This is a genomic window from Dickeya zeae NCPPB 2538, assembly GCF_000406165.1.
GTDB classification, from domain to species: domain Bacteria; phylum Pseudomonadota; class Gammaproteobacteria; order Enterobacterales; family Enterobacteriaceae; genus Dickeya; species Dickeya zeae.
Window position 1 is genome coordinate 3,747,842 of the sequence record NZ_CM001977.1, and the last position, 22,148, is coordinate 3,769,989.

General features: G+C 54.0%; 17 protein-coding genes. 9 read left to right on the forward strand and 8 right to left on the reverse strand.

Annotation, left to right across the window (positions count from 1 at the left end; all coding sequences use genetic code 11):
• The first annotated feature begins 365 nt into the window (after nucleotides 1-365).
• The gene (locus DZE2538_RS16435) at nucleotides 366-1,697 is read left to right on the forward strand and encodes an MmgE/PrpD family protein (protein WP_038916814.1); all 1,332 of its coding nucleotides are present in this window, start codon (nucleotides 366-368) and stop codon (nucleotides 1,695-1,697) included.
• 62 nt (nucleotides 1,698-1,759) lie between these two features.
• Here the strand turns inward: DZE2538_RS16435 and DZE2538_RS16440 are convergent, their stop codons facing one another.
• From DZE2538_RS16440 to pdhR, 5 genes are all read right to left on the reverse strand, one after another.
• Nucleotides 1,760-2,938 (reverse strand): dienelactone hydrolase family protein, encoded by a 1,179-nt coding sequence (locus tag DZE2538_RS16440; RefSeq protein ID WP_038916815.1) that lies wholly within the window; start codon nucleotides 2,936-2,938, stop codon nucleotides 1,760-1,762.
• Nucleotides 2,939-3,124: 186 nt separating this feature from the next.
• Entirely contained in the window at nucleotides 3,125-4,549 is a 1,425-nt protein-coding gene (lpdA, locus tag DZE2538_RS16445; protein WP_012886138.1) for a dihydrolipoyl dehydrogenase, read from the reverse strand.
• 215 nt (nucleotides 4,550-4,764) lie between these two features.
• On the reverse strand, nucleotides 4,765-6,651 hold the full coding sequence (aceF, locus tag DZE2538_RS16450; protein ID WP_023640750.1) for a pyruvate dehydrogenase complex dihydrolipoyllysine-residue acetyltransferase: 1,887 nt from the start codon (nucleotides 6,649-6,651) through the stop codon (nucleotides 4,765-4,767).
• 13 nt (nucleotides 6,652-6,664) lie between these two features.
• Entirely contained in the window at nucleotides 6,665-9,328 is a 2,664-nt protein-coding gene (aceE, locus tag DZE2538_RS16455) for a pyruvate dehydrogenase (acetyl-transferring), homodimeric type (RefSeq protein ID WP_023640751.1), read from the reverse strand.
• A gap of 132 nt (nucleotides 9,329-9,460) precedes the next feature.
• A complete protein-coding gene (gene pdhR / locus DZE2538_RS16460) occupies nucleotides 9,461-10,225 on the reverse strand; it encodes a pyruvate dehydrogenase complex transcriptional repressor PdhR (protein ID WP_019843409.1) in 765 nt (254 codons plus the stop codon).
• 653 nt (nucleotides 10,226-10,878) lie between these two features.
• On the opposite strand from pdhR, the gene DZE2538_RS16465 reads away from it, so the two are divergent.
• Complete coding sequence (locus DZE2538_RS16465; protein ID WP_038916816.1) at nucleotides 10,879-12,225, forward strand: amino acid permease; 1,347 nt, start codon at nucleotides 10,879-10,881, stop codon at nucleotides 12,223-12,225.
• 127 nt (nucleotides 12,226-12,352) lie between these two features.
• On the opposite strand, the gene ampE is transcribed toward DZE2538_RS16465, so the two are convergent.
• Both ampE and ampD read right to left on the reverse strand, forming a co-directional pair.
• Nucleotides 12,353-13,207 (reverse strand): beta-lactamase regulator AmpE, encoded by an 855-nt coding sequence (gene ampE / locus DZE2538_RS16470; protein ID WP_019843407.1) that lies wholly within the window; start codon nucleotides 13,205-13,207, stop codon nucleotides 12,353-12,355.
• A 6-nt stretch (nucleotides 13,208-13,213) separates the two neighbouring features.
• Complete coding sequence (gene ampD / locus DZE2538_RS16475; RefSeq protein ID WP_026357740.1) at nucleotides 13,214-13,774, reverse strand: 1,6-anhydro-N-acetylmuramyl-L-alanine amidase AmpD; 561 nt, start codon at nucleotides 13,772-13,774, stop codon at nucleotides 13,214-13,216.
• 414 nt (nucleotides 13,775-14,188) lie between these two features.
• Here ampD and DZE2538_RS16480 point away from each other — a divergent pair, with 414 nt between their 5' ends.
• From DZE2538_RS16480 to hofC, 5 genes are all read left to right on the forward strand, one after another.
• Nucleotides 14,189-15,052, forward strand: a complete 864-nt coding sequence (locus tag DZE2538_RS16480) for a nucleoside-specific channel-forming protein Tsx (RefSeq protein WP_038914620.1) — start codon at nucleotides 14,189-14,191, stop codon at nucleotides 15,050-15,052.
• 185 nt (nucleotides 15,053-15,237) lie between these two features.
• Nucleotides 15,238-16,128 (forward strand): carboxylating nicotinate-nucleotide diphosphorylase, encoded by an 891-nt coding sequence (nadC, locus tag DZE2538_RS16485; RefSeq protein ID WP_019843404.1) that lies wholly within the window; start codon nucleotides 15,238-15,240, stop codon nucleotides 16,126-16,128.
• 261 nt (nucleotides 16,129-16,389) lie between these two features.
• A complete protein-coding gene (gene ppdD / locus DZE2538_RS16490) occupies nucleotides 16,390-16,833 on the forward strand; it encodes a prepilin peptidase-dependent pilin (protein ID WP_019843403.1) in 444 nt (147 codons plus the stop codon).
• 5 nt (nucleotides 16,834-16,838) lie between these two features.
• On the forward strand, nucleotides 16,839-18,275 hold the full coding sequence (gspE, locus tag DZE2538_RS16495) for a type II secretion system protein GspE (RefSeq protein WP_080638995.1): 1,437 nt from the start codon (nucleotides 16,839-16,841) through the stop codon (nucleotides 18,273-18,275).
• A 9-nt stretch (nucleotides 18,276-18,284) separates the two neighbouring features.
• The gene (gene hofC / locus DZE2538_RS16500) at nucleotides 18,285-19,490 is read left to right on the forward strand and encodes a protein transport protein HofC (protein ID WP_038916818.1); all 1,206 of its coding nucleotides are present in this window, start codon (nucleotides 18,285-18,287) and stop codon (nucleotides 19,488-19,490) included.
• Between the two features lie 24 nt (nucleotides 19,491-19,514).
• Here the strand turns inward: hofC and DZE2538_RS16505 are convergent, their stop codons facing one another.
• Nucleotides 19,515-20,555: a GMP reductase gene (locus DZE2538_RS16505; RefSeq protein WP_019843400.1), complete on the reverse strand. Its 1,041-nt coding sequence runs from the start codon at nucleotides 20,553-20,555 to the stop codon at nucleotides 19,515-19,517.
• 165 nt (nucleotides 20,556-20,720) lie between these two features.
• Here DZE2538_RS16505 and coaE point away from each other — a divergent pair, with 165 nt between their 5' ends.
• Together coaE and zapD are read left to right on the forward strand one after the other, a co-directional pair.
• Nucleotides 20,721-21,347 (forward strand): dephospho-CoA kinase, encoded by a 627-nt coding sequence (gene coaE, locus DZE2538_RS16510; RefSeq protein WP_019843399.1) that lies wholly within the window; start codon nucleotides 20,721-20,723, stop codon nucleotides 21,345-21,347.
• Nucleotides 21,340-22,089, forward strand: a complete 750-nt coding sequence (gene zapD / locus DZE2538_RS16515; protein WP_019843398.1) for a cell division protein ZapD — start codon at nucleotides 21,340-21,342, stop codon at nucleotides 22,087-22,089. The genes coaE and zapD overlap by 8 nt, the downstream gene beginning before the upstream one ends.
• The last annotated feature ends 59 nt before the right edge of the window (nucleotides 22,090-22,148 follow it).

Below are 22,148 nucleotides of genomic sequence, written 5' to 3' on the forward strand. Positions count from 1 at the left end.
AGCCCGTTCAACATATCAGAGTTTGAACCGTTTGTTAATTCGTTTACATTAAGGCAACATTTATACCTGTACTGCTTTTTATACCTGTACTGCTTTCTCAAGGATGGGGGCGTTAAACGACATAAGCCAAGCCTCCTCCCTTGAGGCCAGCATAGCAGTTGGCGGCAAAATCAACCACCGCTTAGCCCATAGAAACGATAAGGATAATAAAAAGAATATTCGCCATTGCCGCCGAATACCACACCCACTATTACCGCCCCGATATAACGGATAATCGCCATTAAAAGCAGAAAAAATTGCTATGCTTCGCGCGTCATTCGCGGCATTGTCTTTCTTCACATTTACGTCACAGCACAGATATCGCCATGTCAGCCCATTCCCGTATTACCGCCCGGTTGGCGCACCTGCTCGTCACCACTCAACCGGATACTACCGTTATCGATCTCGCCCGCGAAGGCGTCATGGATTTTCTCGCCTGCGCACTGCCGGTTTGGCAGGGGGCGGTCGCAGACAGCGGGCTTGCGCCGTTAACATCGGTCTACCCCGGCAACGATAGCCAGAGCCGAAGCCTGCTGCTGGGCTATGCAGGTCATGCGCTGGATTTTGACGATTTTCACTCCGGGTTTCGTGGTCATCCCAGCACCGTTATTCTGCCTGCCTTGCTGGCTCTGGTGGGTGAACACCCGACATTCACGCAGGCGCATTTCCTTACCGCCTACGCTATCGGTGTAGAAACAGCCGGGCGGTTGGGGCTAGCGGCAGGGCCACGCCACTACAGTCAGGGCTACCATAATACGGCGACGCTGGGTGCCATTGCGGCTGCGGCGGCAAGCTGCCGACTGATGGGCGCAACACCGGATCAAACTGCTAACGCGCTGGGACTGGCAGCGTCACAAGCCGCCGGACTGCGTGCGCAGTTCGGCTCCGCGATGAAGCCGCTGCATGCCGGGCTGGCCGCGCGTGCCGGGTTAAGTGCCACGCAACTGGCACTGGCGGGATTCCACGGCAACCCCGATACCGTGCTGGAGGCGTTTCTCGCAGCCCACGGCGACGGCCAACACCACGATGACGCGTTGACCGCGCACTGGGGAGCCCCCTGGCGACTGGTGTCACCCGGGCTGACCTTTAAGCGTTACCCCACCTGTGGCGGTACCCACAGTGCGGCGGAAGCAGCATTTATCCTGCGGGAACAGTGGGTCGCGCAGGATGGGCACGCCCCCGACGACCTGCCCGACGCCATTCAACGTATTACGGTGCGGTTCCCACCGGGTGGCGACGCGGCACCGTTTATCCGGCAGGCCACCACCGGCGTCGAAGGCCGCTTTAGCCTGGAGTACGTGATTGCCGCCGCACTACTGGAAGGCCAGTTGCGACTGGAGCGTTTTACCGAAAGCCCGGTCGACCCGCGCATTGCCGCACTGGCAAGCAAAGTATCACGTCAGGCAGACCTGAGCGCACCGCCGGATGAACAGAACCCCGATGCCCGCTTCCATGACGTCAGTATGCAGATGAACGATGGGTCATATTTTCATGCCAGAGTCACCTGGCAGCAAACCGCTGCGGTAAAAACGGATGTCACTGCCAAGCTGAGCCAGACACTCACCCTGCTGCCGTGGCTGGCGGCTGACGAGGTGCTCAGCCACAGCCAGTTACGCACCCCCAACGCGCTGGCTGAGCTGGTTCGTCTCCTGTCATAGCCGACAGTGGGATGCTTTCCCGCTGTGTTGGCCTGACATTCAGCCGGGCTGGTGCACGGTACTTAACGCCGCTCCGGCGCAGGTGCCAGCCAGCGATCCAGCCATTGGAACACCGCTTCCTGTTGCTCCTGATAGAACACGTGCCCTAACTCAGGCCAGATGCGGGTTTCCAGCCGGTCATCAGCATGTTGCGACTGCCACACCTGATGCATGCGCTCATACGCCGCTTGTACCGCCTGTTGTGGGAACAAGTTATCTTTGCCGCCGTTGAAAAACAGCATCGGACGCGGTGCTGCGATACTGGCAACATCAGGGAAATCAAGATGAGCAGGTAACCCCGGATGCAACATATAGAAAGAAGACTGACCGCGCAGCACATTGTTGCCCGGTACCATTAAACCGTCATAGGTTCCCATCCAGGCAATAGCCGCTGTCGCCGCCGCTTTATCTGACAAGGCGGCCAGTTGCCAGGCACGGTAAGCGCCCATAGAAAACCCGACGACCCCCACGCGTTTCGGGTCAACCGAGCGCAACGACGCCAGAAAATCCAGCGACCGCGTATCTTCGTAGGCCATATCCCCTGCCAGCGATCGCCCCAGATTAAAAAAATTACTGGCCAGCGCCTGCTGTTGTTCGTATTTCAGCGGCCCGCGGTCTCCCCACCCCAGCGCATCTACCGCCAGCACCACATAACCCCGTTTGGCCAGTTCGTCCCCAACAAAGCGGCCAGTAAAGTAACGATCGGCCCACGCCTTGGCAGAAGCGATACGCGCGTCATCCCCCCACGGGCGGATCATTTTCTCCTTCCCGATATCAAATTTCGCACCGTGATCATGCAGCAGCAGCACTGCCGGATGTGGTCCCGGGGTTTTCGGCGTCAGTAACAATCCCGCCACCCGGCTTTCATCGGTGAGATTAAACGCCACTTTCTCGGCCACATAGGTATCGCGGTCCTGACGGTCCACCACCTGTGGCTCGAAAGCGCGATGAGAATCCGGCGTGAGCAGCAGTGATCGTACTAGCTGCCGGGCATGCTCTCGCCATTGGTTGAAATGCGCCTCATGCCCGGCCAGCCAGGAGTCTGGGTAAGTCAGTTGCTGCTTCAGTTGCGGGTAGTACGTGGGCAAGGCGTCATCCGTTACCGACGTCGTTGTATAGGAATGATCGTTTGCCATAAGCGGGGCACTCGCCAGACAGCACATCAAAATACCGAGGGTACGCCGTAATCCGTATTTTTTCATTATCATCCTCCAAAAATAAAACATCGTTCCTTTTCGGTGGAGTTGATTGTAAATGAAGCAGATACCGCTGACAGGAGTAGATCAGAATTCTGGGAGGAAGGTAAAAAAAATCCGGCAACAGGTGCCGGATTCGCATTGAACAGACAAGACGTTTGTTCCCCACAACCACGGCTGCGGGGAAACGAATTATTTCTTCTTGGCTTTCGGGTTCGGCAGGTCGGTGATGCTACCTTCAAAGACTTCAGCCGCCAGACCTACGGATTCATGCAGCGTCGGGTGAGCGTGGATAGTCAGTGCGATATCTTCTGCATCACATCCCATCTCGATAGCCAGACCGATTTCACCCAGCAGTTCACCACCGTTGGTACCGACAATCGCACCACCGATCACACGGTGTGTTTCTTTGTCGAAAATCAGTTTGGTCATACCGTCAGCGCAGTCGGAGGCAATCGCACGACCCGATGCGGCCCACGGGAACACGGCGGTTTCGTAGCTGATGCCTTTTTCTTTCGCTTCTTTTTCGGTCAGGCCAACCCATGCCACTTCCGGCTCAGTGTAGGCGATAGACGGGATCACTTTCGGATCGAAGTAGTGTTTCTTACCGGAGATGACTTCAGCCGCGACGTGACCTTCATGCACACCTTTGTGCGCCAGCATCGGCTGACCGACGATATCGCCGATAGCGTAGATGTGCGGTACGTTGGTACGCATTTGTTTGTCAACGCGGATGAAACCACGGTCGTCAACTTCAACACCAGCCTGACCAGCATCCAGCAGTTTACCGTTCGGTACACGACCGATAGCCACCAGTACCGCGTCATAACGCTGCGGTTCTGCCGGGCCGTTCTTGCCTTCCATCGACACGTAGATACCGTCTTCTTTGGCTTCTACCGCCGTCACCTTGGTTTCCAGCATCAGGTTGAATTTCTTGCTGATACGTTTGGTGAAGACTTTAACGACGTCTTTGTCCGCAGCAGGGATAACCTGATCGAACATTTCCACTACGTCGATCTGTGAACCCAGCGCGTGGTACACAGTACCCATTTCCAGACCGATGATACCGCCGCCCATGACCAGCAGACGGCCGGGAACGGTTTTCAGTTCCAGCGCATCGGTAGAGTCCCATACACGCGGATCTTCATGCGGAATGAACGGCAACTGAATCGGACGGGAACCGGCAGCGATAATCGCGTTGTCGAAATTTACCGTGGTGCTGCCGTTTTCCCCTTCAACCACCAGGGTGTTCGGGCCGGTAAATTTACCAAAACCGTTGACGACTTTGACTTTACGGCCTTTCGCCATACCAGCCAGACCGCCAGTCAGTTGAGTGATAACCTTTTCTTTCCAGGTGCGAATTTTATTGATATCCGTCTGCGGTTCGCCAAACACGATACCGTGCTCAGCCAGCGCTTTGGCTTCTTCGATAACTTTCGCTACATGCAGCAGTGCTTTGGAGGGGATACAGCCTACATTCAGACATACGCCGCCCAGCGTGGAATAGCGCTCGACCAGCACGGTGTCCAGACCCAAATCTGCACAACGGAACGCTGCGGAATAACCTGCAGGGCCCGCGCCAAGTACCACCACCTGAGCTTTAATTTCAGTACTCATCATGACCTCTTAATGAATTTCCGGCGGGTCTGTGACGTCATTATTGTTGAGTCTTAACGCCCTCTTCCACCGGGACGTGTCTTTGCCGCGCTAGTTTACAAAATCATTAACAATTTTGAAACAACGAGCGACTAACGATTTGTCCTTAATCACTGATAGCTGTAACAAATAACAGCTTATCAGAAAAAAGCCGGCCGTCAGGCCGGCTTTTTTGATTACATCACCAGACGGCGAATATCGGACAAGGTGTTGTTGATGATGGTAATGAAGCGTGCACCATCAGCACCGTCAATGACACGGTGGTCGAAGGACAGAGAGATCGGCATCATCAGACGCGGAACAAACTCTTTACCATTCCAGACCGGTTCCATGGCGGACTTAGACACACCCAGAATAGCCACTTCCGGCGCGTTGACGATCGGCGCGAAATGCGTCGTGCCGAGGCCGCCGATGCTGGAGATGGTAAAGCATCCACCCTGCATTTCGCCTGCGGTCAGTTTACCGTCACGGGCTTTCTTAGAGATGGTCATCAGTTCGCGAGACAGTTCAACGATGCCTTTCTTATTCACATCTTTGAATACCGGAACCACCAGACCATTCGGCGTATCTACCGCAACACCGATGTTGATGTATTTCTTCAGCGTCAGGCGTTGGCCGTCTTCAGACAGCGAACTGTTGAAGCGAGGCATCTGCTCAAGCGCAGCGGCAACCGCTTTCATGATGAACACGACCGGCGTGATCTTCACATCCAGCTTACGCTTCTCAGCTTCCACGTTCTGCTGTTTGCGGAACGCTTCCAGATCGGTGATATCGGTTTTATCGAAGTGCGTAACATGCGGGATCATCACCCAGTTACGGCTCAGGTTAGCACCAGAGATTTTCTGGATACGACCCAGTTCCACTTCTTCAATTTCACCAAACTTGCTGAAATCAACTTTCGGCCACGGCAACAGACCCGGCAGAGAACCGCCAGTCGCACCCGCTGCCGGAGCAGACTCAGCGCGTTTCACGGCTTCTTTCACATAAGCCTGTACGTCTTCGCGCAGGATACGACCTTTACGGCCAGTACCTTTTACTTTCGCCAGGTTGACGCCGAACTCACGCGCCAGACGACGAATGACCGGTGTGGCATGGATGTAGGCGTCGTTTTCAGCAAACTCACCTTTGCTATCAGCTTTCGCCGCAGCGGGTGCCGCTGCCGCCGGTGCTGGTGCACTCGCGGCCGGAGCCGGGGCCGCCGCTACAGGAGCCGCAGCCGGTGCGGCGCCTTCCACTTCGAATACCATGATAAGCGACCCGGTTTTCACCTTGCTGCCGGTGCTAACCTTGATTTCCTTCACGGTACCGGCGAACGGTGCCGGAACTTCCATTGACGCTTTGTCGCCTTCCACGGTGATCAGCGACTGTTCTGCCGCCACTTTATCACCGACTTTGACCAATACTTCCGTCACTTCGACTTCATCGCCACCGATATCCGGCACGTTGACGTCTTTAGCACCACCGCTCACCGCTGGCGCGGCGGCAGGTGCACTCGCGGCAGGTGCCGGAGCAGCAGCAGGCGCTGCACCCGCCACCTCAAACACCATGATCAGTGAGCCGGTTTTCACCTTGTCACCGGTCTTGATGCGAATTTCTTTTACTGTACCTGCGAACGGCGCCGGGACTTCCATAGAGGCTTTGTCGCCTTCCACCGTAATCAGCGACTGCTCTGCCGCTACGGTGTCGCCGACTTTCACCATCACTTCGGTCACTTCAACTTCGTCGCCGCCGATATCCGGCACTTCAACGTCTTTCACCGCGCTGGCAGCGGCAGGTGCCGCAGCCGGTGCTGGCGCAGCAGCGGTCGGAGCCGGTGCGGCAGCCGCCGCACCTTCTGCTTCGAAGACCATGATCAGTTTGCCGGTCTCGACTTTGTCGCCTACCGCCACTTTAATCTCTTTAACCACACCCGCCTGCGGGGAGGGGACTTCCATCGAAGCCTTGTCACCTTCAACGGTGATCAGCGACTGCTCGGCTTCCACTTTGTCACCCACTTTGACCAGCACTTCGGTGACTTCAACTTCATCTGCACCGATATCCGGTACCTTGATTTCGATAGCCATTACTCTTTCCCTCTTATGCTACGCGCGGGTTAACTTTTTCAGGGTTGATGTCGAATTTCTTGATGGCTTCAGCCACAACAGATTTTTCAACTTCACCGCGTTTAGCCAGTTCGCCCAGTGCAGCAACGACCACGTAGGACGCGTCCACTTCAAAGTGGTGACGCAGATTTTCACGGCTGTCGGAACGGCCGAAACCATCGGTGCCCAGTACGCGATAATCGCTGGCTGGAACGTAGGTACGTACCTGCTCGGCAAACAGTTTCATGTAGTCGGTAGACGCGACTGCCGGTGCGTCGTTCATCACCTGAGCGATGTACGGTACGCGCGGCGCTTCGGTCGGGTGCAGCATGTTCCAACGTTCGCAGTCCTGACCGTCGCGGGCCAGTTCGGTGAAGGAGGTAACGCTGTACACATCAGAACCGATGCCGTAATCCTTCGCCAAAATCTGTGCGGCTTCGCGCACATGACGCAGGATAGAACCGGAACCCAGCAACTGAACTTTGCCTTTGCTGCCCGCCACGGTTTCCAGCTTGTAGATACCTTTGCGGATGCCTTCTTCGGCGCCCTGCGGCATCGCCGGCATGTGGTAGTTTTCGTTCAGCGTGGTGATGTAGTAGTAAATGTTTTCCTGCGCGTCGCCATACATACGAACCAGACCGTCATGCATGATGACCGCCACTTCATAAGCGAACGACGGGTCGTAGGAAATACAGTTCGGAATAGTCAGTGCCTGGATGTGGCTGTGACCGTCTTCATGCTGCAAACCTTCGCCATTCAGTGTGGTACGACCGGATGTACCGCCGATCAGGAAGCCACGTGCCTGCTGGTCGCCAGCCGCCCAGCACAGGTCGCCGATACGCTGGAACCCGAACATGGAGTAGTAAATATAGAACGGGATCATCGGCAGGTTATTGGTGCTGTAAGACGTTGCCGCCGCCAGCCAGGAGGAGCCTGCACCCAGTTCGTTGATCCCTTCCTGCAGGATCTGACCTTTCTGATCTTCTTTATAGTAAGCGACCAGTTCGCGGTCCTGCGGGGTGTACTGCTGACCATTCGGGCTGTAAATACCGATCTGACGGAACAGACCTTCCATACCGAAGGTACGTGCTTCGTCGGCGATGATCGGAACCAGTCTGTCTTTGATAGACTTGTTCTTCAGCATCACGTTCAGTGCACGCACAAAGGCGATGGTGGTGGAGATTTCTTTGGTCTGCTCTTCCAGCAGAGAGCTGAAGTCTTCCAGCGTCGGCAGGTCCAGCTTCTCATCAAATTTCGGCTGACGGGATGGCAGGTAGCCTTCCAGCGCCTGACGACGTTCGTGCAGGTATTTGTACTCTTCGGAGTTTTTATCGAAGGTAATGAACGGCAGTTTTTCAACATCAGCGTCAGCAACCGGCACATTGAAACGGTCGCGGAAATAACGCACGCCGTCCATGTTGATTTTCTTGACCTGGTGAGCAATGTTCTTGCCTTCAGCCGCATCACCCATACCATAACCTTTGATGGTATGAGCCAGAATAACCACCGGCTTGCCTTTGGTTTCCTGTGCTTTTTTCAGTGCAGCGTAGACTTTCTTCGGATCGTGACCACCACGGTTAAGTGCCCAGATATCGTCATCGCTCCAGTCTTTGACCAGTGCAGCGGTTTCCGGGTATTTACCGAAGAAGTGCTCACGCACGTAGGCACCGTTTTTGGATTTGAAGGTCTGGTAATCGCCGTCAACGGTTTCGTTCATCAGTTGAATCAGCTTACCGCTGGTGTCTTTACGCAGCAGTTCGTCCCAACGACCGCCCCAGATAACCTTGATCACTTCCCAGCCAGCACCACTGAAGATGCCTTCCAGTTCGTTAATGATCTTGCCGTTACCGGTGACCGGGCCGTCCAGACGCTGCAGGTTACAGTTGATGACAAACACCAGGTTGTCCAGTTTCTCACGGGTCGCGATAGTAATCGCACCTTTAGATTCCGGCTCATCCATTTCACCGTCGCCCAGGAAGGCGTATACGGTTTGTTTGGTGGTATCTTTAAGACCGCGGTTATTCAGATACTTCAGGAATTTAGCCTGATAAATCGCGTTGACCGGGCCCAGACCCATTGATACGGTCGGGAACTGCCAGAATTCCGGCATCAGCTTCGGATGCGGGTAGGAAGACAGGCCATTACCGTGAACTTCCTGACGGAAGTTGTTCATCTGATCTTCAGTCAAACGACCTTCCAGGAAGGCGCGCGCATAAACCCCTGGGGAGATATGCCCCTGGAAGAACACCAGGTCACCGCCGTCTTGTGCGTTACGAGCACGGAAGAAGTGGTTGAAGCACACTTCATAGAAGGTAGCGGAAGACTGGAAAGACGCCATATGACCGCCCAGCTCCAGATCTTTCTTAGATGCGCGCAGTACCGTCATCACCGCATTCCAGCGGATTGCGGAACGGATACGACGCTCCAGATCAAGGTTCCCCGGATACGCGGGTTCATCTTCTGCCGCGATGGTGTTGATGTAGTTACTGCCAGCACTGCCCGCAGCCACTTTCACCCCACCTTTACGTGCTTCAGTCAATACCTGATCAATCAGGAACTGAGCGCGCTCAACACCCTCTTCACGGATAACCGATTCGATCGCCTGCAGCCAGTCACGCGTTTCGATCGGATCCACGTCATTGTTCAAACGTTCTGACATGGTGTATTCCTTATCTGTTTCTAATCAGTTGATTTGTCTGGAGCCTGTCTTCTTGTACTCTGTTCCTGTTGGAGAAAGCACAGGAAGACAGGCCCTTCGTCTTGTTGCCGCAAACGACCGCCAGTCGACGGCCTAATCCTTGCGCTGCTGGAGCCGGCGCAACGAGCGTTCTCGCCGACTATGTTCCCGGTTAAGTTCCAGCAATACTTCCTCAATAAAGGCCAGGTGGCGATGTGATGCCTCGCGGGCTTTTTCCGGCTCACGAGCGACAATCGCTTCAAAGATCCTGGCACGATGGCTACTCACCTGCGTCAGAACTTCGCGACTCAGATAAAGCAATTCAAAATTCTGCCTGACGTTTTGCTCAAGCATCGGCCCCATACAACGCAACAGGTGCAACAACACCACGTTGTGCGCCGCTTCCGTCACTGCGACCTGATAATGCATGACCGCTTCAGACTCCCCTTCCAGATCGCCGGCTTCGCGCGCCGTTTCAATCAGGGCATGACAATCACGGATACGCTGCAAATCCTCTTCCGTGCCACGCAAGGCGGCATAGTAAGCGGCGATCCCTTCAAGGGCATGACGAGTTTCGAGGAGGTCGAACTGGGATTCCGGATGGTTACTTAACAGCTCCGCCAGCGGGTCGCTAACGCTCTGCCACAGGTTATTCTGAACAAAGGTACCGCCACCCTGACGGCGTAACAGTAGACCTTTGGCTTCCAACCGTTGAATCGCCTCACGCAGCGAGGGGCGGGATACATCAAACTGTTTTGCCAGTTCGCGTTCCGGTGGCAGCTTCTCTCCAGGACGCAAGGTTCCCTCAAGGATCAGAAACTCCAGTTGCTGTTCAATCACATCTGACAGTTTAGGTTGACGGATCTTGCTGTAGGCCATGTGAATTCTTCCCGGCGAAAAAGCGCGGAGTCAATTGGTAATACCAATTTTAAAAACATGACGCACAAAGTAACAAAGTATTCACCTTCTGTCCATACAGACGATGAGCGAAATTACCAATCACCTTAGTTTTTAACAAATGCCCAGAATCTTGTGGCAAAAGCACGAATCGTTCAGTGGTATTACCATTTGTTAAAGCCTGTTCGTTTTAACTTTTTTGAAACTCAAATCAGGCAAAGCTGAACCGTTCAACCTGCTATTTAATGAATTTAAAATCACAATAAATGAATAAAAAACCAACAAACTCAATTTGGAGACCATGGCCTTATTTTGCCCCCTCCCGAACATATCGCGCGTGTATGACATGGAAAAGGCAACGACGTTTTTCCCCCTGTAAACCACGGTAAAAGCACAAAGCCGTGCCGTACGGATGACGCTGATCATGACATCACACTTTTATGTCATGCCTCGCAAGAAATCAGTGCAATTCTGTGCGCATATCACTATTCTCTGACGCGCGATAGCGCTGGCGGCGATTTAAGTTTGTCAGCGTCGTAAATATAAAATTACACACACGTAAAAAGACAAACGTGCCAGCCCGCGCCACACCGTCGGTGAACGGTTTGTCTTTTCATCGGCTGAGGGTAAAAAGCATGCAAGATCAACAAGACGGTACGCTACAACGCGGACTGAAAAACCGTCACATACAGTTGATTGCTCTGGGGGGCGCGGTTGGAACCGGGTTGTTCCTCGGTATCGCACAAACGATCAAGATGGCTGGGCCATCCGTTCTGCTGGGCTATGCGATCGGCGGTCTGATTGCGTTTTTCATCATGCGCCAGTTAGGCGAAATGGTGGTGGAAGAGCCGGTTGCCGGTTCATTTAGCCACTTTGCCTATAAATACTGGGGCAACTTCGCCGGTTTCGCTTCCGGCTGGAACTACTGGGTGCTGTATGTGCTGGTGGCGATGGCGGAGCTGAGTGCCGTTGGCATCTATGTACAATACTGGTGGCCAGACATTCCTACCTGGGTTTCCGCTGCAGTGTTCTTTGTCGTGATCAACGCCATTAACCTTGCCAATGTGAAGATGTACGGCGAGCTGGAATTCTGGTTTGCGATTATCAAGGTGGTGGCGATTGTCGGCATGATCGTGTTCGGTGGCTGGCTGTTGCTCAGTGGCCATGGCGGGCCGGACGCGTCTATTACCAATCTTTGGGCACAGGGTGGTTTCTTCCCCAACGGCATCAGCGGTCTGGTGATGGCGATGGCGGTTATCATGTTTTCTTTCGGCGGTCTGGAACTGGTGGGCATTACAGCAGCGGAAGCAGACAAACCAGAAGAGAGCATTCCGCGCGCGACCAACCAGGTCATCTATCGTATCCTGATTTTCTACGTCGGTTCATTAACGGTGCTGCTGTCGCTCTATCCGTGGGGCAAAGTAGTTGAAGGCGGAAGTCCGTTCGTTATGATTTTCCACGCACTGAATAGTGAGCTGGTGGCTAATATCCTGAATATTGTGGTGCTGACTGCGGCGCTGTCGGTATACAACAGTTGCGTTTACTGCAACAGCCGTATGCTGTACGGCCTGGCTAAGCAGGGAAATGGCCCGCAATCACTGCTGAAAGTAGACCGTCGCGGTGTGCCGGTGGTCGCTATCGGCGTATCCGCGCTGGCTACCGCCCTGTGCGTACTGATCAACTATGTGTTGCCGGGTAAAGCGTTTGAGCTGTTGATGGCGTTGGTGGTGTCTGCTCTGGTTATCAACTGGGCGATGATCAGTCTGGCGCATCTGAAATTTCGTGCCACCAAAGACCGTGAAGGTGCGCAGACCCGATTTAAAGCGTTGTGGTTCCCGTTCGGCAACTACCTGTGTCTGGCATTTATGGCGGGTATTCTGGTCATCATGTCCCTGACGCCAGGTATCCAGATTTCGGTCTTGTTGATTCCTATCTGGTTGCTCGTGCTGGGTATCGGCTACCGTTTCAAAAAGCGCCAGTAACACGTTCCTTTCCTAGAATAACACCATCCTTTCTCAGTATGGCCGCCGCAGCGGCCATACTATTTTCATGATGTTCCTGCTTTCATGATGTTCCCGTCTTTACGATTAACGTGACTTTCACGATACATTAGACCAGCGTACCGTAGATGGTGAGTAACGCCACGACGACAACCAACACTAGCGTCACTTTTTTCGCCAGCGACACTGCCGCTCTCGGGGTAGAAATCGGGTCGCCATGCGGTTCACGTTCAAGTGAAAACTGCGCCAGCTTTGTCAGTACCCAGTACTGAGAAGAGTGTGCGTCCATCATCGCGGCAAACCAGGCGGGCAATGCCTTCTCACCGTGCCCCAGCAACGCATAAGCGGCACCGGCCAGCCGTACCGGAATCCAGTCCAGCCAATGCAGTAAGGTATCGACACCCGAATTCGCTCGTTCCAGCGGGGTATGATGACGGGCCAGGCAGCACTGCCGGGCGCGCAACACCGTGTACCCCACCAATGCCACCGGACCATAAGGTCCCGCCGCGACAAACCAGAACAATGGCGCCAGATAAAAGCGGAAATTCAGCCACAGCAACGCGTTTTGTAATTCCTTTAAACGTTCACGCTCGCTGCCATCGAGCGGCAGGCCATGAATCAGCGCCAGCTCCTCAGCCATTTCCCGGCAAGCATCCGCTTCACCACGCTGAGCGCTCTGAATATAGCGGTGGTAATGCTGGCGTATTTCGCCCGCACCGATGCACATCAAGCCGACGGCAATCCACAACAGCAGCAGCGGCAAGCCAAATAGCCACCCGCTGAGTACCCACTGCGCCGCCAACACCACCGCCATGCCTATAATAGATAACAGCAATGTTTGCACCAGCGATGGGGCAGAAAGATGACGAAACACCCGTTCCAAATGGTGATCCAGTTGCCAGTGGTCGCCACGTTTAAACAACCGCTCCCATCCCAGGACCAACAATAGGCTAAACAACGTCATCTGTGATTACTCCCCTTGTTCTGGTGGTGTCTGCCATAACTGTTGATATCGCGCCCAGTCGAACGCCGGGCCAGGGTCAGTCTTACGACCCGGTGCAATATCACTGTGTCCGGTAATACGTTCAGGCGTAATGCCATAAGTTTCACTCAGCAGGCGGGTGACGTCTGCCAGCCGGGCGTATTGTTCTGTGGTAAATGGCAGCGTATCAGTGCCTTCCAGCTCGATACCAATCGAAAAATCATTACAACGCTCTCGTCCATCAAACTGCGACACACCGGCATGCCAGGCTCGTTGATCAAACGCCACATACTGTACAATTTCACCATTACGGCGAATCAGGCAATGCGCCGACACCCTCAGGTGGCATATGGACGCAAAATAAGGATGCGCCGTTGCGTCCAGCGTACCGGTAAAGAGCTGGTCGATGTAAGGCCCGCCGAATTCGCCTGGGGGCAAACTGATGTTGTGAATCACCAGCAAAGAAGGCAACTCACCTTGCGGGCGCTCATCCTGATGTGGCGACAATACGCGTCTGGCTTCTGTCAGCCAGCCATGCTCCACTCTCATCACCGCTCCTTTTATCGATCTACCCTTCAGAAACGACAACCACCAGGGCACATCTTGCCCGGCAGCAATCAGGTATCGCACCACAAGCGCTAACCAACTGATCGCACTCATCATGCCAACATCTTACCGCATCTGCCCTGCTCCTGACCTGTTAAAAAACCATTCCGGTTTATTCGCTATCATCCCTGTCTGCACCTGCACACAAACCATGATGTTCCGCCCTTCTTCTGGTATGCTGCGCCCCCTCCTTCCGGCAAGCAGTCGACACATGCGCCATAACAGGCAAACGTTTTCGTCCTCTGCGCCTCTCCGGGAGGTTTTCAGCAGTTATTTTGTTATTAGAGCCCGAATCGATCTGCTCAGCTTCGGCCAGCCGAATCGCTGACGCTATATCGGGCAACACAGAGAATCGTCATGAAAAAAATCCTTGCCGCCTGTGCAATCAGCACATTGTCATACAGTTTACCCACCGTTGCGGACACTAACGCCCCGCAATACCTCTCAGACTGGTGGCACCAGAGCATCAATGTGGTTGGCAGCTATCACACCCGTTTCGGACCCCAGTTAAACAATGATGTGTATCTGGAATATGAAGCGTTCGCCCGTAAAGACTGGTTTGATTTCTATGGCTATGTTGATGTGCCAAAGACCTTCGGTGCAGGTAATACGCCTGACCGTGGTATCTGGAATAAAGGCTCTCCGCTGTTCATGGAAATCGAACCTCGTTTCTCGATTGATAAACTGACCAACACGCAGTTGGGGTTCGGCCCATTCAAAGAGTGGTATGTCGCTAACAACATTATCTACGATCAGGGTCGTAATAATGACTCGCGCCAGAGCACCTGGTATGTCGGTCTGGGCACCGATATCAATACCGGTACGGATCTGTCACTGTCTGCCAATATCTACGCCAAGTATCAGGGACAGAACTACAGCGCACCGAATGAAGATCGTTGGGATGGCTACCGTTTTAAAATCAAATACTTTTACCCGCTCACATCGTTGTGGGGAGGCAAGCTGACCTATATCGGCTTTACCAACTTCGACTTCGGATCAGACCTGGCTGACGCCGCTGGCCCGTCTCGCACCAGTAACGCCATTGCCTCCAGCCATATTCTGGCGCTGAACTATGACCACTGGCACTACTCCGTCGTTGCCCGTTACTTCCATAACGGTGGTCAGTGGGCTGATGGCACCGAACTGGATTTCGGTCGTGGCCCGTTCAACGTCCGCTCCACGGGATGGGGCTATTATCTGGTAGCCGGTTACAACTTCTGATCTTTGCTATGATGTATCCCGGTCAAGGCCGGGATACGAAAAACCCGCCCGGATAGGTTTTTTACTCACAGTGTCAAACCTGACGGGCTGTGCCAACAAAACAAATAACATATTGAATTAATATAATTTTTTAAATCACTCATTAACGGGATAGCATCCATTCCGGATTCCATCGGAGTAGCATCATGACAACACGCCGTTATAGTCAGGAACAGCGCCAGGCTGAACTGCTCAGCCGTATTGAGCAAGATATCCCCGCCAGCGTACAGCAGGCATTACGCGAAGACCTCGGGGGAGAAGCCAACCCGGAGCATGACCTCACCGCACAATTGTTACCCAATGACACCGTCGCCAACGCGGTCATTATTACCCGCGAAGCCGGTGTGTTCTGCGGTCAGCGCTGGGTAGACGAGGTGTTCCGTCAGTTGGGCAACGTCATTACCATCGACTGGCTGGTTCAAGACGGTGATGTACTGACGGAGAATCAACCGCTGTGCCAGTTGCATGGCTCGTCTCGCATACTGCTCACCGGTGAACGCACCGCGCTGAATTTCCTGCAAACGCTCTGCGGTGTGGCAACCGGAGTCAGTCGTTATGTCGCACAACTGGTCGGCACACCTACCCGGCTGCTGGACACGCGAAAAACGCTGCCCGGCTTGCGCACCGCGCTGAAATACGCGGTACTGTGCGGTGGTGGGAGCAATCATCGCCTCGGTCTGGCTGATGCATTCCTGATCAAAGAAAACCACATTATTGCCGCAGGCTCCATCAGGCAGGCGGTCGAAAAAGCCTTCCAGTTGCGTAGCGATGTACCGGTAGAAGTCGAGGTAGAAACTCTCGACGAACTGCAACAAGCACTGAGCGCCGGCGCGGATATTATTATGCTGGACAACTTCACGCTGGATGCTATCCGCGAAGCCGTCACCCTGACCGATGGCCGCGCGTTGTTGGAAGTCTCTGGCAATGTGACGCTGCAAACGCTGCCGGATTACGCCGCCACCGGTGTCGACTATATCTCGGTAGGCGCGCTCACAAAACATGTGCAGGCGCTCGACCTGTCGATGCGTTTTCGTTAACACCTGTCGTTGCATTACAGTACTCCTCCATCAGCCCGGTGCGCCGGGTTGATTGTTATGCTGTAGCACTATTGGTTCTCTCGCCACCTTCTCTTTGGTTTTCCCTCCTCATTTTGCGAGCCCGCTCGCCTGTTTTTTGTAACCCCCTGCTGTAATCCTCCGAAGGTTGCACAACAGGTTCCTGATTAAAAACATTGGGATAGCCAGCATCACTCTCTGTGTCTACCCTGCCATCACCAGCCACACCAGGGAACCAATAACATGACACAACAAGGATTTTCACTGATTGAATTGATGGTGGTTATTGTCATCATCGCTATTCTGAGCGCGCTGGGGATCCCGGCGTATCAAGGGTATCTGCAAAAAGCCGCCATGACTGACATGCTGCAAAGCATGAGCGCCTATAAAACCGCAGTCGATCTCTGCAGCCTTAGCAATGCGGGGCTGGAAGGATGTAACGCCGGTAGCCAGGGGATCCCCACACCGTCGACATCGCGGTATGTCAGTGCCGTCACGATCAATCAGGGTGTGATTACCCTGACTGGCCAGTCGACCTTGCAAGGGTTGAGTGTGGTGATGACGCCCACACTGGATGCGCAAAACGGCGCATCCCGCTGGACAAGGGCCTGCCGCACCAGCGCCGGAGCTGACAGCCTGCGTCAGGCATGTGAAGACGTGTTTCGTTTCGACTCGGCAGCAGGGTGACAGCCATGACACACCAGACACAACACCATGAATTACAATTGCTTTGCCGTCGTTATCACGCCCTGCTACTGGATATAGACGAACAAACGATCTCTGTTGCCGTGGCCGGATCGGTAGCAGAAGATCTGATCGCTGCGCTGCGTTTCGCCAGTCATCGCCGCGTTCTGGTAGAACAATGGCCCGCTGCACGGCTGGAGCAACAACTTACGTCGCCGCAAGCCCAAGAGGCGACCGCCCCTTATCAGGCTGATGCCGTATCCCCCGAAGAGCCCGATGATGCGCCAGTGGTCCAGTTCATCAACCAAACGCTAAAACTGGCTATCCAGCGCCGCGCCTCTGATATCCACTTAGAACCCTTATCAGCAGGTTATCGCGTCAGGCTGCGTATCGACGGGGTATTGCATGAAATACCGGCCAACCCGGATTTACCCGCAAACCGTATGGTTGCCCGCCTCAAGATCATGGGGAAACTGAACATTGCCGAACGCCGTTTGCCACAAGACGGGCAATTCAGCCTCCGTCTGGAGCAATACACCTATTCGCTACGCATCGCCACGTTACCCGTTCAGGGCGGTGAGAAAGTCGTGTTGAGAGTATTACAAACACAGCAACACGCTCTGGAGCTCGGCGCGCTAGGCCTGTCCGACTATGCGCTGCAACAATTCAAACAAACCCTCAGCCTGCCGCAAGGCCTGATCCTGGTTACCGGCCCCACCGGTAGCGGTAAGACCTTCACACTGTACAGTGCTATCCGCTGGTTAAATGACACCAGCCGTAACATTTGCAGCGTAGAAGACCCGGTGGAAATTCCCTTGCCCGGTATCAATCAAACCGCCATCCATACACAAAGTCAGTTAGATTTCGCCCGGGTATTACGCGCGTTACTACGCCAGGATCCCGATGTAATCATGATTGGTGAAATTCGCGATGCCGAAACGGCAGAGATCGCCGTCAAAGCCGCACAAACCGGTCATTTGGTGCTGTCCACCCTGCATACTAATTCGGCGCTGGATACGCTGATCCGACTGGGGCATTTAGGCATCCCCGGTTATCTGGTGGCTGCAGCGCTCAAACTGGTGATTGCCCAAAGACTGGTCAGACGATTATGCTCACACTGCCGCCAATTGAGAGAAGACTCCACCACCTTACCCCACTCGCTATGGCAAGGCCCGTTACGGCAATGGCAGGCAACCGGGTGTGAGCACTGTTTTTCTGGTTACTACGGCCGGGCCGCTATTTACGATCTACTGCCGGTCACGCCTGCACTCCAGCGGGCATTGTCCGGTGCCACATCATCCGGTGTCACATCATTAGCTGACCACGGCCTGACATCTCCATTACAGCGGGAAACCCGCTTGCTATCCGCAGGACTGGCACTGGTTCACGAAGGCGTCACGTCTCTGGAAGAGGTCTATCGCGTTATAGGCGATCACATTGAATAGAGGCCGCTCATGGCAGTACAAAAACTCTACTACTGGCAGGCACTACGCCAGGATGGCGAACCTTGCGCTGGTGAACGTATCGGTTTTGAGCGGGGTGAAATTTATCAGTACCTGCTGGAGCTCGGCTATCAGCCTTTACGATTAAAAACCGGTGCGTATCTGACACCACGTTACTGGCAAGGCCCCCAGCTCGCCATCATCATCCGGCAACTGTCGACCTTATTGCAGGCAGGACTACCCTTACTGGATGCATTAGAACTGCTGGGTCGTCAGCACGAAAAAGCGGGCTGGCGCTGTCTGTTACAGGACATTCGCCTACAGGTCAGCCAGGGACGCCCACTGTCAGAGGTACTCTCAGCGTATCCGACCATCTTCCCGGTTATGTGTCGTTCGTTGATCTCGGTGGGGGAACTGACTGGGAAACTAGACGAATGCTGTGCCCGCCTGGCGGACTATCAGGAAATGCAACGCCAGTTGACGGGAAAAGTGATAAAAGCCTTACGCTATCCCGTATTTGTGGTGGCGGTAGGGTTACTGGTCACGCTACTGATGCTCACGCTGGTATTACCGGAGTTCGCAGAGCTGTACGCTTCTTTTGGTGCCCCACTTCCCTGGCTGACCCGCATGATGCTGGCATTATCGGATGGGATAAGCCGTCATGGTGTGATCCTCTTTCTCCTGTCTGGTGGCATACTACTGGGTTATCGGCGGTTACGCAGACAAAACGCACAGTGGCAACAACGGGAACAACGGCTATTGCTGAAACTACCGCTGCTATCCACACTGATACAAAGTCATTGTCTGGGCCAAATTTTTCACACCCTGGCCATGACGCAACAGGCAGGATTAACGCTCTTGTCAGGCCTCAATGCCGCCGCCACGGTAAACAACCTGGTTTACCGACAGTCACTTACTGAGATACAACGCCAGCTTGAACAGGGCATTCCGCTCGGGCAAGCCATCCATGATGAGCCTCTGCTCTACCCGGCACCCTGCCACCAGCTCATCAGCGTCGGAGAGGAAACCGGGGCGCTGGATCAGTTATTTGCCCGACTGGCAGGCTGGTATGAGAATCACACCCGACAGTTTGCAGACACGTTAACGCAAACACTGGAACCACTGCTGCTGGTCATCGTTGGTGGTCTGGTGGGAACACTGGTTATCGCCATGTATCTGCCGATTTTCCAGTTGGGGAATGTGCTGGCGGGTGCCTGACCGCACCAGCACATAACAAGGAGCTTAGCCGTTAAATACCGGGTTTTCCTGCTCGGCAACGCGAATGAAGGTGGTACGCTTGGTCAGCTCTTTCAGGCGTGCCGCTCCCACATAGGTGCAGGCGGAGCGCAACCCACCGAGAACATCGCGTACTGTATGTTCTACCGGGCCACGCAATGGCAGACGTACGGTCTTACCTTCCGCTGCGCGGTATTCAGCAACACCACCGACATGCCGTTCCATCGCTGAGGCAGAACTCATGCCGTAAAACAGCATCATCTTGCGGCCATCTTCCTCAACAATTTCACCACCACTCTCGTCATGCGCAGCCAGCAGTCCGCCTAACATCACAAAATCAGCACCGCCACCAAAGGCTTTGGCCACATCCCCCGGCACGGTGCAGCCACCGTCACTGACAATCTGTCCACCCAGCCCATGAGCGGCATCAGCACATTCGATCACCGCGGACAATTGCGGGTAGCCAACGCCGGTTTTAACCCGCGTCGTACAAACAGAACCGGGGCCAATCCCCACCTTGACGATGTCCGCCCCTGATAAGAGTAACTCTTCCACCATCTCACCGGTTACCACGTTACCGGCACAGATGACTTTATCAGGGAAAACGTCACGTGCTTTCTGCACAAAATTGACGAAATGTTCCGAATATCCGTTAGCAACATCGATGCAGATAAATTTCAAATCTGGGGATAACGCCAGAATCTGTGTCATCTTCTCAAAATCACTGTCCGATGTGCCGCTCGACACCATGACATGGCGTAAAACCGTAGCAGGCGTACTCTCGATGAACTGCCGCCATTCAGCCACGGAATAATGCTTATGTACTGCGGTCAGTAACTCAAACGACGCCAGGACACGCGCCATCTGAAACGTCCCCACTGTATCCATATTGGCCGCAATGACGGGGACCCCCGACCAGCCGCACCCTGCATGCAAAAAGCTGAATTCACGTGTCAGTTCAACGTCTGCACGGCTTTTTAACGTGGAGCGTTTAGGACGAATAAGCACATCTTTGAAACCCAGTTTAATATCTTCTTCAATACGCATGATGTACGACCTGATGAAGTGGGAGAATGATTCAGGGAAGAAGAGGCGATAATGCGCCAATTCATTGTGATCATACGCTCGAATAATCCTGCGACAAGACTGCGATTTTTCCTCAATTTGGGCTAAAATCCGATAAATTTACCTGGCCATTTCTAGTTGATTATCATGGCATATATCGTCGCGCTTACAGGCGGCATAGGAAGTGGGAAAAGCACGGTTGCTCAGGGGTTTGCAGAGCTTGGCGCCACTATTGTCGATGCAGATGTGATAGCCCGTGAGGTTGTAGCACCGGGGCAACCCGCGCTGGCAACTATCGTGGAATACTTTGGCCGGGAAATATTACAACCAGACGGTGCATTAAACCGAAGCGCCCTGCGTGAGCGTATTTTTGCTAACCCGGAAGATAAGCGTTGGCTCAACGCGTTGCTGCATCCGTTGATTCAGAAAGAAACCCGACGCCAGCTCGCTGCCGCTACCACCCCTTATGCGTTATGGGTGGTACCTTTGCTGGTGGAGAATCAACTACAAGGGAAAGCGCACCGTATTTTGGTGGTCGATGTCCCCTTGGAAACACAATTACAACGTACCATGAGTAGGGATGGTGTATCCCGCGCTCAGGCGGAAAATATTTTGGCATCGCAAGCTAGCCGTGAACAGCGGCTGGCTTGCGCTGATGATATTATCGATAACAACAGCAATCCGAGCTTACTGGCTCCGCGGATTGCCGCTCTACATCAGCATTACCTTGAGCTGGCCGCATCCGCAACCGACAGGACGACCCATAATGAGTGACGTTTCCTCAACAGTTCTTTTTGAATATCCGCTGAATGAAAAAATGCGTACCTGGTTACGCCTGGAATTTTTACTGCAACAGATGTTCGACAACCATGACCTGAAAGACATCGGCGTTGCTCTGACGTTTTTCCGCGCCGTCTCAGAGTTACTGGATATTCTCGAACGAGGGGATGCCCGCCCAGACCTGCTAAAAGAGCTGGAGCGACAGCAACAGAAACTGGCGCAATGGGGTGAACTGCCGGAAGCGGATATTTTGCGTATAAACACGTTACGTCAAAAATTACGCAACCTGTCTACTGAGCTGATTGCTGCGCCACGAATGGGGCAAGGGCTGCGTGAAGACAAATTAATCGGTATGGTACGCCAACGTCTGAGCCTGCCAGGCGGATGTTGCAGCTTTGACCTGCCCACCTTGCATATCTGGCTGCACCAGTTGCCTGAGCAAAAACAGCGGCACATCTACATGTGGCTGGAGAGCGTATCGGCGCTCAAACGTTCACTCGACAGCATACTGGAGTTGATTCGTCATGCGGGAGCCTTTAAAGAGCAAACTAGCCTTAACGGGTTTTATCAGGATAATGCAACCGATGCCGATCTGTTGCGCCTGCGGATTGATCTCACTCATCAGCTCTACCCGCAAATATCGGGTCATAAGACCCGTTATGCCATTCGTTTTCTGCCATTAGACAGTGACGGGCCGACACCCGCACGGTTGGAATTCGAGTTGGCGTGCTGCTAGATAGAATTAACTTGCTGGCGACCGTAAGTTTCTGGAGAAGAATGAAACGTGGATAACGA